At 69.3% G+C, this 15,981-nt stretch carries 14 protein-coding genes; 13 read left to right on the top strand and 1 reads right to left on the bottom strand.

The features are described from left to right. Positions 1–117 precede the first annotated feature (117 nt). The 8 genes from C3B71_RS00395 to C3B71_RS00360 all read left to right on the top strand — a co-directional run bounded on the left by C3B71_RS00395 (position 118) and on the right by C3B71_RS00360 (position 8,999). Positions 118–858, top strand: coding sequence for a class I SAM-dependent methyltransferase (locus tag C3B71_RS00395; protein WP_139241015.1), 741 nt, complete (start codon positions 118–120; stop codon positions 856–858). A gap of 61 nt (positions 859–919) precedes the next feature. Continuing rightward, positions 920–2,461, top strand: coding sequence for a DUF2079 domain-containing protein (locus C3B71_RS00390; protein ID WP_108965331.1), 1,542 nt, complete (start codon positions 920–922; stop codon positions 2,459–2,461). A 150-nt stretch (positions 2,462–2,611) separates the two neighbouring features. Beyond that, entirely contained in the window at positions 2,612–3,148 is a 537-nt protein-coding gene (locus C3B71_RS00385; protein WP_073333613.1) for a nodulation protein NfeD, read from the top strand. A 66-nt stretch (positions 3,149–3,214) separates the two neighbouring features. Continuing rightward, positions 3,215–4,600 carry a flotillin family protein gene (locus C3B71_RS00380; protein ID WP_073333610.1) on the top strand — a complete coding sequence of 462 codons (1,386 nt, stop codon included), beginning with the start codon at positions 3,215–3,217 and terminating at the stop codon, positions 4,598–4,600. A gap of 236 nt (positions 4,601–4,836) precedes the next feature. Continuing rightward, complete coding sequence (locus C3B71_RS00375; protein ID WP_108965329.1) at positions 4,837–5,658, top strand: DsbA family protein; 822 nt, start codon at positions 4,837–4,839, stop codon at positions 5,656–5,658. A 220-nt stretch (positions 5,659–5,878) separates the two neighbouring features. Continuing rightward, positions 5,879–6,823: an ROK family glucokinase gene (locus tag C3B71_RS00370; RefSeq protein WP_108965327.1), complete on the top strand. Its 945-nt coding sequence runs from the start codon at positions 5,879–5,881 to the stop codon at positions 6,821–6,823. Between the two features lie 1,133 nt (positions 6,824–7,956). Continuing rightward, the gene (locus tag C3B71_RS00365; protein ID WP_073333605.1) at positions 7,957–8,190 is read left to right on the top strand and encodes an antitoxin VbhA family protein; all 234 of its coding nucleotides are present in this window, start codon (positions 7,957–7,959) and stop codon (positions 8,188–8,190) included. An 11-nt stretch (positions 8,191–8,201) separates the two neighbouring features. Next, complete coding sequence (locus C3B71_RS00360) at positions 8,202–8,999, top strand: Fic/DOC family protein (protein WP_108969361.1); 798 nt, start codon at positions 8,202–8,204, stop codon at positions 8,997–8,999. 93 nt (positions 9,000–9,092) lie between these two features. On the opposite strand, the gene C3B71_RS00350 is transcribed toward C3B71_RS00360, so the two are convergent. Then, positions 9,093–9,791 (bottom strand): sugar O-acetyltransferase, encoded by a 699-nt coding sequence (locus C3B71_RS00350; protein WP_108965325.1) that lies wholly within the window; start codon positions 9,789–9,791, stop codon positions 9,093–9,095. A 912-nt stretch (positions 9,792–10,703) separates the two neighbouring features. Between C3B71_RS00350 and C3B71_RS00345 the strand changes: the two genes are divergently transcribed. The 5 genes from C3B71_RS00345 to C3B71_RS00325 are packed head-to-tail and all read left to right on the top strand — an operon-like array spanning position 10,704 to position 15,933. Next, positions 10,704–11,771: an iron-siderophore ABC transporter substrate-binding protein gene (locus C3B71_RS00345; RefSeq protein ID WP_108965323.1), complete on the top strand. Its 1,068-nt coding sequence runs from the start codon at positions 10,704–10,706 to the stop codon at positions 11,769–11,771. 16 nt (positions 11,772–11,787) lie between these two features. Then, positions 11,788–12,885 (top strand): FecCD family ABC transporter permease, encoded by a 1,098-nt coding sequence (locus C3B71_RS00340; RefSeq protein ID WP_234415978.1) that lies wholly within the window; start codon positions 11,788–11,790, stop codon positions 12,883–12,885. After that, positions 12,882–13,931: a FecCD family ABC transporter permease gene (locus C3B71_RS00335; RefSeq protein WP_108965321.1), complete on the top strand. Its 1,050-nt coding sequence runs from the start codon at positions 12,882–12,884 to the stop codon at positions 13,929–13,931. The genes C3B71_RS00340 and C3B71_RS00335 overlap by 4 nt, the downstream gene beginning before the upstream one ends. Next, complete coding sequence (locus C3B71_RS00330; RefSeq protein ID WP_108965319.1) at positions 13,928–14,935, top strand: ABC transporter ATP-binding protein; 1,008 nt, start codon at positions 13,928–13,930, stop codon at positions 14,933–14,935. The genes C3B71_RS00335 and C3B71_RS00330 overlap by 4 nt, the downstream gene beginning before the upstream one ends. Next, complete coding sequence (locus C3B71_RS00325) at positions 14,932–15,933, top strand: siderophore-interacting protein (protein ID WP_108965317.1); 1,002 nt, start codon at positions 14,932–14,934, stop codon at positions 15,931–15,933. The genes C3B71_RS00330 and C3B71_RS00325 overlap by 4 nt, the downstream gene beginning before the upstream one ends. Positions 15,934–15,981 lie beyond the last annotated feature (48 nt).

Genomic DNA, 15,981 nt, shown 5'->3' with positions numbered 1-15,981 from the left:
TGACCCCATTTCGCGGCCACCGCGACCCCGGCAGGCATCACGGGTCGTAGGTGACTCCCCCTCCGGGACCCGCGTCGGCATCCTCCGCAATCGATCCGGCAAAACGCGGTGACCAACGTGCCTCGTTCCCTAATCTCTGCCCACCGCAACCCCGCCGAGACCCGAGCCCGGTTGCTATCCCTGTGCGATGAGTCGGAGATCCAGTCCGTACTCGATCTGCTCTCCTTCATTCAGAACCCGCGGCTGGCCGACATGCGCGTGCTGGAGCTGGCCTGCGGCGTCGGCCCAGTCACCCTGCCCATGGCCGCCGCCGGTCACCGCGTCCTGGCCACCGACAACAGGGAAGACGTCCTAGGCCTGTTCAGCGGCCGCATGGACGGGCTGCGCCACACACAGCCAGACGTGGCGGCCCGTATCGAAGTGTGCCGGGCCGACATGACTGACTTCCTCTTCCATGAGCATTTCAAGGCCGTATGTATCCCGGCGGGTGCGATCACCGCTCTCGACCCCGAGCAACGTCGCAACACCATTCGCCTGGCCACCGCACATCTTGCCCTCGGCGGCCGACTGATCCTGTCGGCCGAGCATGTCCGCCCGGAGGCGCCGGCCAGCACCACCTTCACCACGCGCCCCGGCATCACCCTGACCGAGCGGATAGACCATGCCCGGCATCGGCGTCGGATCACGCTTGCGCAGGGCGATCAGACCCGCATCTCCGAACGCTTCCTGGTGGCGCCGCACGACCTGATGCGCGACTTCGAAGACGCCGGCGTCACGCTCGACTATCGCCACTTCATTCCGGACACGCGCCGCCCGCACCACACCAACATCGTCTTCGGCACCGTCAAATTGCACTGAACCTGCAGGGGCCCGGCGTCGGCCGCACATGACGGGCGGGCGCCTCGGTAGGCTCACGTCGATGACCTCCGCCGACTCCCGCCCTGACCGCACCTTGGCACAAAGGTCCCCGTGTTCCTCCCGGTGGCTATTCGACCGGCTGCCGGCGGCGCTGGCCGTGATCGTCGGGGCCGCCGCCATGATCATCTACTCGGTGGGCCAGTGGCGCTCCATGCAGGTACCCAGCTGGGACCTGGCGATCTTCTCCGAGCTGGCCAAGGCGTACTCGCATCTGCAGGCACCGATCGTCCCCATCAAGGGCGAGGGCTACAACCTGCTGGGGGACCACTTTCATCCGCTCCTAGTGCTGCTGGGCCCAGTGTGGCGACTGTTCCCCACCCCGCTGGCCCTGCTGGTGGTGCAGGATCTGCTACTCGCCGTCTCCGCCTGGCCGCTGACCCGGCTGGCCACCCGCCTGCTGAACCGTCCGGTGGCCGCCCTGCTCGGACTGTTCTATGTGCTCTCCTGGGGTTTTCAGGGAGCGGTGGCCGCCCAGTTCCACGAGATCGCCTTCGCGGTGCCGCTGCTGGCGTGGGCGTCGGTGGCCTTCGTCGAGCGACGCTGGCGCAGCTGCGCGTGGTGGCTGGCGCCGCTCGTGCTGGTCAAGGAGGACCTGGGCCTGACCGTGTTCATGGCGGGCTTGGCCATCGCGCTGCGAGGTCTGCAGGGCGCACCGCAGCAGCCAACCCCGCGCGGCCCGAACTGGTGGCGCCGCCTGGGCACCACTCGCCTGGGTTTCGCCGTCGCCCTGTTCGGCCTGCTTGCGTTCCTACTCACCGTCCTGGTGTTCCTGCCGCTGCTGAGTCCCTCGAACACCTGGGAGTACGGCCTGTCCGACGACGGTGCCTCCGCAGGCCTGCTGAGCCGCCTGTTCTCACCCGAGGTCAAGCTCGCCACCCTGGGCATGCTGATGTACACCGCCGGGGGAATCGGCCTGGCCTCCCCCTGGATGGCCCTGGTGCTGCCCACACTCGCCTGGCGTTTCCTGTCCGGCAACGAGTTCTACTGGGGTTGGCAGAACTGGCACTACAACGCGATTTTGATGCCGATTGCGCTGGGGGCGCTGCTCGACGTCGTCGCCCGGCTCAAGGCGCGCGGCACCGAGGCGAACCCGGCCACGGCTCCCCAGACCCCGGCGTCGGGCCGACGGGCGGCGCCGGTGTGGGCACGCCTGACGGTGGCGCTCGGCGTCGTCGTGCCCCTGGCCGCCGGAGTGGGCACGGCCCGCGACCTGCCGCTGTGGAGCCTGACCCAACCCGGCTTCGGCGCCGCCTCGTGGCGCGCGCAGGCCGCCGCCGAAGTCAGCGACGTGATCCCAGACGGGGCCAGCGTCGAAACCGACCTGGGGCTGCTGGCCTACCTGGTCCCGGACCACACGGTCTACTGGGTGGGTACCTCCACCGTGGACACCGACTACGTGGTGGTCGACTCTTCCTCCTCCGCCTGGGGCGGCAACCCACCGGCGGACGCCGCCGCCTGGGCAAGCGAACGGTCCGCCACGGGCGCCACCTATGAGCTGGTGCTGGACACCGGCGGCTATCAGGTGGCGCGACGCGCGAGTTGACCGCCGTGGCCGACGACGCGATGGGCACATGTCCCCATCACCGGAGTGCCCGGCTCGTGGGACGGGCATACCGTCAGTCCGCCGGACATGTAACAATCCGGGTGTAAACAACCTGAGCCCGATGGCTCACAGCGGCACAGAAAGGCGTACATGTCCCCGTTCATGTGGTGCGCCCTCATCGGCTGCGGCGCCCTGGCACTCTCCCTCCTGCTCGACGGTCTGTTCGATGGCCTGGACGATCTGTTGTTCGACGGATCCCTACCAGTGCTGGCCTGCGCCCTGGGCGTGTTCGGTGCCGTCGGCATGGGGGTGCAGGCGCTGGCCGGCGAACGGCTGTCCACGCAGGTGCTGATCGGGGTGCCGCTGGGCTTCGCCGTCGCCGCCGGAGCGGGCACGCGCGCCGTGTGGGTGCGGCTGCGCCGCTCCATGCCCCGCAACGCCATCCCCCTCACGGTCGGCGAGTTGGTCGGCAGCGAGGTGCGGGTGCTGTGGTGGAAGGACGGCCGCGGCGAGGTCATCGCCACCTCCCGCGGCCACCAGGCCACCCTGCCGGCCCGCTCCGACGACGCCCTGCGCGCCGGCGCCATCGCCTGGGTGGTGGACGCAACCGCAGACGACACGCTCGTCGTCGGCCGCGTCGATCCGCCCGACCGGGCGGCCGATCGACATTCGGCACCCACCGAGTAGCCGGGTGGGCGTCTCCGCCGGCCGCTCCAACAGTCCCCCTTAACCCCGCAAACCCAAGGAAAGCGAATGTTTTACGCCATCATCGCCGTCGTCGTCCTGGTGCTCCTGCTGGGCGCCTACATGTTGTCTCGGGTCGTCGTCGTGCCCTCCAACCTGACCGGCCTGGTATCCGGCTCCACCCGCAACGGGGAGGTCAAGATCATCCGACCCGGCGGGCGTGACTTCGTGCTGCCGATCATCCAGTCGATCCAGTATCTGCCCTTCACCCAGAACACCATCGGCTTCCAGGTGACCGCCGAGGACGAGAACAAGATCAACGTCTCCGTCTCCGCCGTCGCCGCCGTGAAGGTCGGTGACTCCGACCAGCAGGTGCGGGCCGCCGCCAAGCGCTTCCTGGGCAAGCCGAACACGGACCAGGCGATCGCCGACTCCTCCCGCGACGCCCTGATCGGCTCGCTGCGCTCCATCATCGGCCACATGACCGTCACCGACCTGATCTCCGACCGTGACGCCCTCCAGCAGAACGTGTTCGACGACGCCAAGTCGGTCATGGCCAACATGGGGCTGGAGATCGACGTACTGCAGATCTCCGAGATCACCGACGCCTCCGGCTACATCGACTCCCTGGGCGTGCCCGAGCAGCAGCGCGTCGCCAAGGACGCCCGCGTGGCCCGTGCCAATGCCGAGCGGGAGGCCAAGGACGCCGAGGTGTCCTCGCGCCAGCAGATCGCGGAGCGCGAGCGCGACCTGTCCCTGCGGCAGGCCGAGCTCAAGGCTGAGACCGATAAGGCCCAGGCGGAGGCAGACTCCGCCGGACCCCTGGCCCGCGCCGCCAAGAAGCGCGAGATCGCCGTCATCGAGCAGGAGGCCGCCGAGGCGCAGGCCGCCCTGACCGAGCGCGAACTGGACTCCACCGTCCGCAAGCCCGCCGACGCCGCCCGCTACCAGCGCGAGCAGGAGGCCGAGGCCGCCAAGGCCGAGTCGATCCGCAAGGCCGAGGCCGAGGCCGAGCGCACCCGCCTGGACGCCGAGGCGCAGGCGCAGGCCACCGTCGCCCGCGCCGAGGCCCAGGCCCGCGCCACCGCCGCGCAGGCCCAGGCCGAGGCGGAGGCGATCGCCGCCCGCGGCCGCGCCGAGGCCGAGGCCGTGCGCGCCGCCGGTGAGGCCGAGGCGAAGGCCATGAGCGACAAGGCCGACGCCCTGGCAAAGTACGGGCGGGCCGCGACCCAGCAGATGATCCTGGACAAGGCGCCGGAGATCGCCCGCGCTCTGGCCGAGCCTCTGGGCAGCGTCAAGGACATGTCGATCATCTCCACCGAGGGCGCCTCCGCGCTGCCCAAGGCCGTGGCCGGCAACGTCGAGCAGCTCGACGCCGTCATGCGCTCGCTGACCGGCACCAGCCTGACGGACATGATGCGGCGCTTCGGCGGCGACGACTCCGATAACGCCTAGTCTCTGCCATCACTTGGGCATCGGTGCTTGGGCTCTTCCGGTGCACTGCGTCCTACTACGAGCCTTTGCGCCCTGCCACGAGCTTTTGCACCCTGGTGTGCGGGAATTTGCCGTACACCAGGGTGCAAAAGCTCGTACCAGAGGTGATCGCTCTTTATCGAGATGCCACTTAACGTTGCCGATCTGCGGGCCATGTCGCGGGCGAGCGTCGACGGCGACTCTGAAAGACTGCCGCCATGACGTCACCGAACCACGACACCGCGACCGGGCCGCGTCCAGCATCCCGCAGCAATCCGATCGTCGTCACCCTGCTCATCGTGATTGCGATCCTGCTCGCGGTAATTGCGATCATCCTGGCGATCCGCCCCGACCGGTCCAGCGCCGAGGTTCCCGCCACCGCCGAGGCTCCGGCGACCGCTTCGGCGCAGGCAAGTGGAGTGCAGACGGCTGCACCCTCACAGACCGACCCCGACCTGCTGGCGATCTTGCACGGGGAAGTCAAGCGTGACCCCGCCGATGCCCAGGCCAAGGGCGACGTCGACGCCCCGGTGGTCATGGTCATTTACTCCGACTTCGCCTGCCCCTACTGCACCCTGTTCGCCCAGGAGGTCGATCCGGCACTGGAGGACCTGGTTGAGGACGGCACCCTGCGCGTGGAGTGGCGCGACCTCGCCCAGATCACCGAGACCTCCCCACTGGCGGCGCAGGCCGGCATCGCCGCTGGGAATCAGGGCAAGTTCTGGGAGTTCCACGACGCCGTCTACGCCGCCACCGATCCGAGCGAGCACCCCGAGTACACCGAGGACTCCCTGGTGGCGCTCGCCGAGCAGGCGGGCGTGCCCGACCTGGATCAGTTCCGTACCGACATGAACGCTGCCGAAACCGTGCAGGCGGTTGCGGACGCCAAGCAGCACGCCTATGACCTCGGCATCAAAGGCACGCCCTTCTTCATCGTCAACGACGCCTATGTCTCCGGCTACGCACCCGAGGACTACATGCGGGCCACCATCCTCGAGCAGGCCGTGGCAGCGGGAGGAGGCGCCACTCCCGCCCCGTAGCCGGGCGCCCCGTCAGTTCAACCGACCTCGGTGAGGGGCTTGCGCCCGGGATGTACCGATCTGCGCGCGGACCGCGGTTGGCCTGGCTCATGGTGGCTGTCACAATAGGTTCATATCCCCGCGCGACCGACGCGAGCCGGCCGACCAGGGGCACCGACGCCCCGTGCGGCAGGTGTAATGACAAGACATACGGCAACTTGAATCAATCAGGAGAACAACTATGGCACTGAGCATCGGCGTCGATGTGGGCGGCACCAAGATCGCCGCGGGCGTCGTCGACGAGGACGGCACCGTTCTGGCCACCGCCCGCCGCGACTCCCCCGCCACCAGCCGTGAAGCCATCTTCACCACCATTGCGGACGTCGCCAATGAGCTCGCCGGGCAGTACGACGTCGAAACCATCGGTGTGGGTGCGGCGGGCTTCACCTCCTCGGACCGCAACACCATGGTTTACGGCACCAACCTGGACTGGACCGGCGCCCGCATCGCCGACGAGATCGCCTCCCGCACCGGCAAGAAGGTCGTGGTGGAGAACGACGCCAATGCGGCCGGTTGGGCCGAGGCCCGCTTCGGTGGTGGTAAGGGCGCCAAGAACGTCCTCGTCGTGACTCTCGGAACCGGAGTCGGAGGAGCAGTGATCATCGACGGCCGCCTGGTGCGCGGCGCCGCCGGTTTCGCCGCCGAAATCGGCCACATCAACGTGGTCCCGGACGGGCGCCCCTGCGGCTGTGGCCAGCGCGGCTGCCTGGAGCGCTACGGCTCCGGCACGGCGCTGGGCGTCAACGGGTGGGAGCTGGCCAAGTTCCGCCCCGACTACGCCGCCCGCATCATTGAGCTCTCCGGCGGGGACCAGAACAAGATCTCCGGCAAGGCCGTCACCGCCGCCGCCCGCGAGGGGGACCCGGCGGCGCTCGAGTGCTACGCCCGCCTGGGCAGCGCCCTCGGATTGGGGCTGGCCGACCTGTGCGCCGTGCTAGACCCCGAGGTCATCGTGCTGACCGGCGGCCTTACCGAGGCCGGCGACATCCTGCTGGATCCGGTGCGCAAGAGCTTCAACGAGCACCTGACGGCGCACGCCCACCGCCCCGAGATCCCCGTCGTCATCTCCTCCTCGGGCCAGGAGGCCGGGCTCATCGGCGCCGCCGACCTGGCGCGCCAGGACTGATCCGCCTCTCACGTATGCGTACGTGAGAGCAGAACGTCAGACGGGAATTCGTACGCAGAGCACCGGCCAACGATGGCGGTGATGCCGACTATGCGGTGTTGTGGATGCCGTGGCAACTCGTCGCGTTACCTGCTGGGTCGGTCGTCGTCGACGTCGCGGGTGTTGCCTGGCGGGTCGGCCCGCAGCGCTCATGGCATGCGCCTGATTACAGTGAGCCCGTTGGCTCCCTGGCACTGGTGGAAGATTGTGGGCCGGTTCGGTTGGTGTAGGTGCCTAGGGTGTCGTAAACGGGCTCTTCCGGTTTGGGGGTGTGGTGGTTGTGTCGGGGCTGAGGTAGAACTGTTGCCGATGTCCTGAGACCTAACACGGGGTGGGGTGTCTGGTGCGCCGGTTGGGCGTTAACAACGCTACTTAACGTTCTGCTGTATACGTCGGGGGCCTTCAGCAGACGGTTAACTGGCGTTGTTAACCCCGAAGTGGCGTTGCAGACCGGGAAGCGGCGTTGTAGACGGTCCCGCTTCCGGGTGCCGGGGTTGTCGGCAGCCAGGTGCAGTCGGGTCCGGCGTGGTGAGCCGGCGCGGCTCACCACGGCAGGCTCATCGCGTCCCTCGCCTCGCAGCACGCCGGCCACCACAGCCGCCAGTACGAGGAGCTGGTTTGGGTGGGTTGGTGGGGGTTGTTCGAGGACGTGGGTTAGCCGTCGACGACGTGGGTTGGCCCTTGAGGACGCCGCTCGGGAGGGCGTCCTCGTGAGCCCGAAACCCTACCGAACGTGGAGGGTTTGGGGCCGAAGAGGACGTTCTCGGCAAACCAACACCTACCGAACACGACCCCGCCAGCCCGAAAACGTCCTTGTCAACCTGAGAACGTCCTTGTACGCCCGACATCGACCTCATCCGCCCCGAGAACGACCCCCGCACCGCAGCCCCGGCCGGAAGCCACCACGCCCTCAAACCGGAAGAGCCCGTAAACGATCGTTTCCGGAGTAGCTCCGTAGAGCTTGGTCAGCGAGGCTGTTTCCCTGTGCACAAGCGGACCGAAACTATGACCTGTAAGTTATTTGGACCGAAGCAACCCGTAGACAGTTTTCGGGACGCCGATAGAATAGTTGACCCACTGGAGAGGAGAGCCCTATGGAGAAGTTCGACATCGAGGAACGTTGGCCCGAGCTGTTCACCCAGCTCGACGAGGCCCAGCGTCACGCAGTGCGGCAGTCTCTCGCTGCAGGCTGGCACGAGGGATTCGAACCGACCCGTGAGGACGTGGAGAACCTGACCGACTATGCGCGAGGTGCGATCGACATCATCGAATACCGCCGCCGCGCTCACGCCGCGGCACGGCGGATCGCCCAGGTCACGCCTGCCTGAGTGTGACGCCCTTGCGCTACAAGACGTGGGAGTCCTACTTCTACCCAGAGACCTACAACCCCGCCACGGGGCAGGGCACACTGCGCAACCTCTATGGCGAACGCGATGCAAAGGCATTGGCTCGGATGGAGTACGGGGACACCAGCGCTCGCGCCTACGACCTTGTTCATGGACAAGTTCGCCTTCCTCGCACCTACGACGCGGCGCACATTCGCGCAATCCATGGCTACCTGTTCCAGGACGTCTACGAGTGGGCCGGCCAGTACCGTGGTGTGAACATCTCCAAGAACGTCTCCACCTTCGCCGATGTCCACGCCGGCCAAGTGGACCGCTACCTGAATGACGTGCACCGGCTGGTCACCGGTACCGAATGGGCGAGTCTTGACCACGAGGAATTCTCGCGAGCCAGCGCTGAGGTCTTCGCCTACTTGAACCAGGCGCACCCCTTTCGAGAGGGTAACGGTCGCACCTCCAAGGTCTTCATGGAGCATGTGGCTGAGCTGTCGCGCTTTACTCTTGACTTCAGTCGGGTGAATCCCGAGGTGTGGAACCAAGCCAGCATGTTGTCCGGGCCTGACCTGGGACGCTACGAGCCCGTGCCCGACTCGCTTGTGCCGGTTTTCCGTGTTATCGCTCAGCCACGCGCCACTGGCCCGTCAAATCCGTCAGCGGACATGGGAAGATCAGCGGTCCGAGCGTCCTACCCACAGGTGACGACTGAAGTGACGAGGCGGTCTTCCGGTGCTACCCAGCAGCGGCTTAGTCGCCGGCCTGGCCGTGGCCAAGGATCCCGGGGAGTGGAGCGGTGAGCAGCAGCATCGGTTACGCGCGCGTGAGCACGCGCGAGCGGAACCCCGAGGCCCAGGAGACCGAGCTGCGCGCCGCCGGAGCGACGCGAGCACTCAGGCGCCGTCATCCCCCGCCCGCCTGCCGGGCACGGGCAGCGTGCGCGGAGCCCGGTAGGACCAGTTGCGGTCGGCGTCGGTGATTTCGCGCAGCACCCGTACCGGCACGCCGCCCGCCACCACCATGGGCGGCACATTGGCGTTCACAACGGCGCCGGCGGCGATCACCGAGCCGCGTCCAATGGTCACGCCCGGCAGGATCGTCACATTGCCGCCGATCCACACGTCATCCTCGATCACCACCGGAGCGGAGAACTGCTGACCGCGGTCGCGCATCTCCGGGTGGACGGGGTGCCCGGCGGTAGTGATCATGACGCGCGGTCCGAACATGACCCGGTTGCCGATGATCACCGGGGAGTCGTCGATGAGCTGCAGTCCGGCATTGGCGTATACGGGTGAGCCCACGCGGGTGTGGATGCCGTAGGCGACGTGCAGCGGCGGCTCCACCCACACGTGCTCACCGACCTCGCCGAAGATCTCCTCCAGCAGGCGCCGACGCCCGGCGGCGTCACGCGGGGAGGTGGCGTTGTACTCGGCGGCGAGCTCCTTGCCGTGGATGCGTTGCTCGGTCAGCACCTCCAGGCCCGGCCCCTCGTCCAGGTACAGCTCCTGGGCGTCCATGCGGCGACGCACCTCCGCCTCGCGGGGGTCGATCTCGGCCTCCGCGCCGAGGCCGTTTCGGTCTTGCTCGCTCATATGCGCTCCTTCGCGTCTCGGGTGGGGTATTGGCGGTCGAGGAGCCTCCCCTTAACAAACCTAAGCGATTCATCCCCGGCGAGCAGAGGATCGGGGACGCGTGGCGGCGGGGTGTTGGTGGTTCTGCGGCTCCGTTCGTGCGGGGAGGCGGTGCGGCTGTGGGCGGTGCGGGGCCGGTCGGTGGGCGGTGCCGTGCCATTTGCAGATGCCGGCGCACGCTTACGCGTCCCGACAGTTTTGCGGGTGGGTGGGTTTTGCCCGGTATTTCAACATTTTTTGTTTCGGCATGAATGACGGTGGTCGGCTCCTGTGTGCGTCGCGGGCTCCGGCGCACGCTAGAGCGATTTCACCAACCGTGCCGTGAGTTGTTTTCCGCGTGATTAAGCGGAATCGCTGCTAGGGCATCGACAATGAGCGTGCGCCGCCCGCGGGCGGCCGGGCCGCGGGCGCCGCTGGGGCGTCTTCGGCCGTGCGCCGGTGGTCAAGCGACTCCTGGGCGGCTTGGCCGCGGGCGGCGCTCTGGCACTGCGGTACCCAGCCCACCCCACCGCAACAGCCCGTTGCCCGTGGCCCGTCCTCCGGACAAGCCTGAATATTGGTTTGGTGCTGGGGATTGCCCGTTCGCGAATTCTCGCGACGGCGGCTGACTGCCATGTCGTACTTGGACCGCTCACGCCCCGTTGGACCGCCGTAGACGTCGGCTACGGCGGTCCAACTGGAGGCAAGGGGTCCAACCAGGGACAAGCGGTCCAACCGCGCATGGGTGGTTCGCACTCACGGCGGAGGCGAGTCGCGTGCTCGGACCGCCGGGACCCGAAGTGCGCCATTGCACTCACACGCCTATATGAGGACAGCCTCACCTCCACTAATGTCTTAGTCGTTCACTCACCTGCGACCGAGAGCGAGACCTCTGTGACCGTCTCCCGTAAGTCCTTCCTGCTGGGCGGCCTGGTCGTCCCCGCCGCAGCGATCCTGGCCGCCTGCGGCTCTGATTCATCCGGCGGCACCTCCGCCTCCACCGCGAGCGCCGGCGTCGCCGCACAGACCACCGCCGAGGAGATCACCGTCGAGCACGCCTTCGGCACCACCACCATCCCCGCCGGCGCCTCCCGCTTCACCGCCGTCGCCTGGGGCAATCACGACGTCGCGCTCGCCCTGGACGTCATGCCGGCCGGCCTGTCCGCCCAGACCTGGGGGGTTGAGGATGACTCCGGGATGCTGGAGTGGACCAAGCAGAAGGTCGACGAGCTGGTGGCCGCCGGCGCCGCGCAGCCGGTCCTGTTCGACGACACCGACGGCTATGACTACGAGGCCATCGCCGCAACCGCCCCCGACGTCATCCTGGCGGCCTACTCCGGCCTCAGTCAGGAGGACTACGACACCCTCAGCCAGATCGCCCCCACCGTCGCCTACCCGGGTGTGCCCTGGGGCACCAAGTGGCGGGAGATGATCCGCTTGGACTCCCAGGCCATGGGCCTGGGCGAGCAGGGCGACGCCCTCATCACCGACCTGGAGCAGCAGATCGCCGACGCCGTCGGCCAGTACCCGCAGATCGCCGGCAAGTCGGCGGCCTTCTTCTACATGAGCGAGTCCGATACCTCCACGATCGGCTTCTACACCACCGCCGATCCACGCACCGCCTTCATGACCGACCTGGGCATGACCATCCCCGCCTCCGTGCAGACCGTTTCCGACGCCGACCCGGAGACCTTCTACAGCGACGTCTCCAGCGAGAACGCCGACCAGGTGGCCGACGTCGACGTGATTATCATGTACGGGGAGGAGTCCGACCTGGCCACGCTCCAGGCCGACGCCCTGGTCGGCACCATACCGGCGATCAAGAACGGTGCGGTGGCCTTCGTCGGCAACGGGACGCCGCTGTCGGCCTCCATCAACCCCGGTCCGCTGTCCATCCCGTGGGGCATCGAGGAGTACGTCGCCCTGATCGCCGCTGCCGCCGACAAGGCGGACGCCGCCTGAGCCTGAGCGAGCACCAGTGACTGCCCGCAGCGCGCTCGCCCGGCCGCGCCCCGATCCACTGCCGGATACCGCGCCCGACTCTTCTCCCGGGTCGGCGGAGGCCCGGTCGTCCCGACGCGGTCGCTCCCGTCGGCCGCTGGTTGCCTGTGGGCTGCTGCTCGCCCTGCTGGCGCTCGCCGTCGTCTGCTCGATCGCCTTCGGCGCGCGCGTGGTCGACATCGGAGAGATCCTGGACGGACTGGCCGGAAGAGGCGAGGCACTCGGCGCGCTGGCGGTGGCCGAGCGGGTGCCGCGCACCGCCACCGCCGTGACCGCGGGGGCGGCGCTGGGGGTCTCCGGTGCCCTCATGCAGGCGGTCACCCGCAACCCGATCGCCGACCCGGGCATTCTCGGCATCAACACCGGGGCGTCGCTGGCGATCGTCGCCGCCATCGCGTTCGTACACATCTCCTCCCTGTGGGAATACCTGTGGGTGGCACTGGCCGGGGCGGCCCTCACCGCCGTCTTCGTGTACGCCGTCGGCTCGCTCGGCCCCGGCGGCACCACGCCGGTCAAGCTCGCCCTGGCGGGCGTGGCCACGAGCGCCGCCCTGTCCTCGCTGATCAGCGCCATCATGCTGCCGCGCGCCGAGGGACTGACCGACTTCCGCTTCTGGCAGGTGGGTTCGCTCGGGCGGGGTACCTGGGCGTCGCTGGCCACCGTCGCACCGTTCCTGCTGGTCGCGGTCGTACTGGCCGCCGCGGTGGCGCGGCCGCTGAACTCCCTGGCGCTGGGCGAGGAAATGGCCGTGGGCCTGGGCGTCAGGGTCGGCCGCACCCGCCTGCTGGCGGCGGCCGCGGGCGTGATCGCCTGCGCGACGACGACGGCGCTGGCCGGTCCGATCGGCTTCGTCGGGCTGATGGTGCCGCACGCCGTGCGCATGCTGGTGGGTCCGGACAACCGGTGGCTGCTGCCGCTGTCGGCGCTGGGCGGGGCGGCGCTGCTGACCTTCGCGGATGTGCTGGGGCGGGTGATCGCCCGTCCCAGCGAGGTGACCGTGGGCGTGGTGACCGCCTTCGTGGGGGCTCCGGTTCTCATCGCGATCGCCCGCGGCGCGAAGGTGCGTGAGCTGTGAGCGCCGCCGCGGCCGCGGTGGAGCCGGGCTTCACCGAGGCGGGACGACGACGTCGCCAACGCCGCTACCTCGCCGTCACGACGGCGCTGGCGGCCCTGGTGGCCTGCCTGTGGTGGCTGATGCTGCTGTCCGGCACCACCTGGTACTCCCCCGCGGAGGTGGTCGCCGTGATGGCGGGACGTGACGTGCCGGGCGCCGTCTTCGCCGTCGGGCAGTTGCGGCTCCCACGCGCACTGCTGGGCCTGCTGGCGGGCGCCGCCTTCGGCATGGCCGGCCGCACGTCGCAGACGATGCTCCGCAATCAGCTGGCCAGCCCCGACGTCATCGGCATCACCTCCGGGGCCTCCATGGCGGCGGTGTTCGCGATCCTGGTGCTGGGCTGGTCCGGGATGCGGGTGAACCTGCTGGCGCTGGTGTGCGGGCTGGGCACGGCGCTGGTCATCTACCTGCTCTCCGGCACCGGCAGCACCCAGGGCGGACGCCTGATCCTGATCGGCATCGGCATCTCGGCCATGTTCTCCTCCGTGATCTCCTATTTGCAGTTGCGGGCCTCGATCTATTCCGTCGCCGACGCCATGCGCTGGCTTTCGGGCTCGCTGGGGGATGCGAGTTGGGGACAGGTGCCGCTGCTGGCGGGCGCCGTCGTCCTCCTGGGTGGGACACTGCTGGCCCTGGGCCGAAATCTGACCACGTTGTCGCTGGGAGAGGAGTCCGCCACCGGGCTGGGGGTGCACGTGGATCGCACCCGCCTGGTGCTGCTGCTGTCCACGGTGGCGCTGGCGGCCTTCGCGACGGCGGCCACTGGGCCGATCGCCTTCGTCGCCTTCCTCGCCGGCCCGCTCACCGCCCGGCTGGTGGGGCGCACCGATCGGGCCCTGCTGGCGCCGTCGGCACTGATGGGGGCGGCGATCGTGCTCGGCGCGGACCTGGCCGGCCAGCATCTGTTCCCCACCGCGCTGCCGGTCGGGGTGGTCACCGGCATCGTCGGCGCCCCCTACCTGCTGCTTCAGCTGGTCCGCCTCAACCGGGAGGGAGCCTCCGCATGAGTTCCACCAAAACTCGGGCCGACGCAGCCGCCGGCGAGTTGTCCGCGGCTCCGGTCACGTCGATCGAGTCCGCCCAGTCGCGCGCCGACGCGCATGATTCCGGGCGCGCGGTCCCCCGCAACCTCACCACCCGCGGGCTGCGGTCCGGCTACGGGCGCCGCACCGTCGTCGACGACGTCGATATCACCGTTCCCGTGGGCGCCATCACCGTGATCGTGGGCGCGAACGCCTGCGGCAAGTCGACGCTGCTGAAGACCATGGCGCGGATACTGGCGCCGACGTCCGGGTCGGTGCTGCTGGACGGCCGGGACGTAACCACCATTCCGACAAAGCGCCTGGCCACCCGGCTCGGGCTACTGCCGCAGCAGCCGATTGCGCCCGAGGGGATCGTCGTCGCCGACCTGGTGGGCCGCGCCCGACACCCGCACCAGGGCCTGTTCCACTCCACCTCCGCCGCGGACCGGCGCATCGTGGAGGAGGCGCTGCGGGCCACGCGCACGGCGCAGTTGGCCGACCGGAGCGTGGATGAGCTGTCGGGCGGGCAGCGGCAGCGGGTGTGGATCGCCATGGCGCTCGCCCAGCGCACCGACGTGCTCCTGCTGGACGAGCCCACCACCTTCCTGGACCTGACTCACCAGGTGGAAGTGCTGGACCTGCTCACCGACCTGAACCGGGAGCGCGGCACCACGATCGTGATGGTGCTGCACGACATCAACCTGGCCGCCCGCTACGCCGACCACGTCATCGCCATGCGTCGGGGGCGAGTAGTGGCCGCGGGGGCGCCGGGCCAGGTGGTCAGTCCGGCGCTGATGCGCGAGGTGTTCGATCTGGAGGCCGAGGTCATCACCGACCCGGTTTCGGCCACGCCGCTGGTGCTGCCCAAGGGGCGCCACCACGTGGTCGGGGCGGCGGATGCGGGGGCGGCGGGAGCAACCCGCCCGGGCGCCTCGGTGGCGCCCGGCCCCGGTGAAGAGTCCGGCACGGCTATGGGGACGGTGCCGTGAGCGCCGCCGAGCCGGAGCCGTTCCGATTCTTCCCGGTGCGGGTGGAACGGATCGTGGATGTCACCCCAAGCCTGCGGCGGGTGACCTTCACCGGAGACGAACTGGAGGACTTCGCCGATCCGGGCTGGGATCAGCGGATCAAGCTGGTACTGCCCGCCGTCGAGGGCGGTTACGCGCATCTGCCGACGGGCGCGGACTGGTACGGCGGCTGGCGCACCCTGCCCACCGACCGGCGCCCACCGATACGCACCTACACCACGCGCGCCGTCCGTCCCGGGGCCGGGCAGGACTTGGACGACGCGGCCGAGGAGCCAGAACAAAGGCGAACGGTGGCCGCCGGGGCCTCCACCGGCGGGGAGGTCGACGTTGACATGGTGGTGCATGCGCCGCTGGGTCCGGCCGCCCGCTGGCTGGAGAGCGCCCGTCCGGGCACGTCGGCGATGCTGCTGGGGCCCTCGCGCGCCTGGCTGAGGACGCAACCGACCGGTGCGCGTCCCGGCGGCGTGGACTTCGTGCCGCCGACCGTCACCGGACGCTTCCTGCTCGGCGGGGATGAGACGGCGGCCCCGGCGATCGCCAGGATTCTGGAGCAGTTGCCCGCATCCGCACGGGGTATTGCGGTGGTCGAGCTGCCCGTGGCGGCCGACGCCGACTACCTGCCCGCGCACCCGGGCATTGAGGTGCGCGCACTCGCCCGTGACGCGCGGCCGCACGGCGAACGCCTCGTGGCGGGCGTGAAACGGGCGGCGGCCGAGTTGCTGCCGGAGGGCGCTCCGCAACAGGTTGAGGAAATCGACGTGGATCGCGAATTGCTGTGGGAGGTGCCGCGCACCGCGCGAGGCGGCGCGGCGCTCAAGCGGGCCGACGTGTACGCGTGGCTGGCCGGCGAGGCGGGTGCCGTGTGCGCCCTGCGTCGCCACCTGGTGTCCGAGCGGGGCCTGGACCGGCGGGCCGTGGCCTTCATGGGCTACTGGCGCCTGGGCCGAGCGGAGGGTTGAGGTCGATTACCCTCCGGAGCCCCCGAGAACAGCCGCCGCGAGATGGGA

The organism is Actinomyces sp. Z16 (genome assembly GCF_003111765.1).
Classification (GTDB): domain Bacteria; phylum Actinomycetota; class Actinomycetes; order Actinomycetales; family Actinomycetaceae; genus Actinomyces; species Actinomyces glycerinitolerans.
This window is presented reverse-complemented; position numbering and strand designations above follow the sequence as displayed.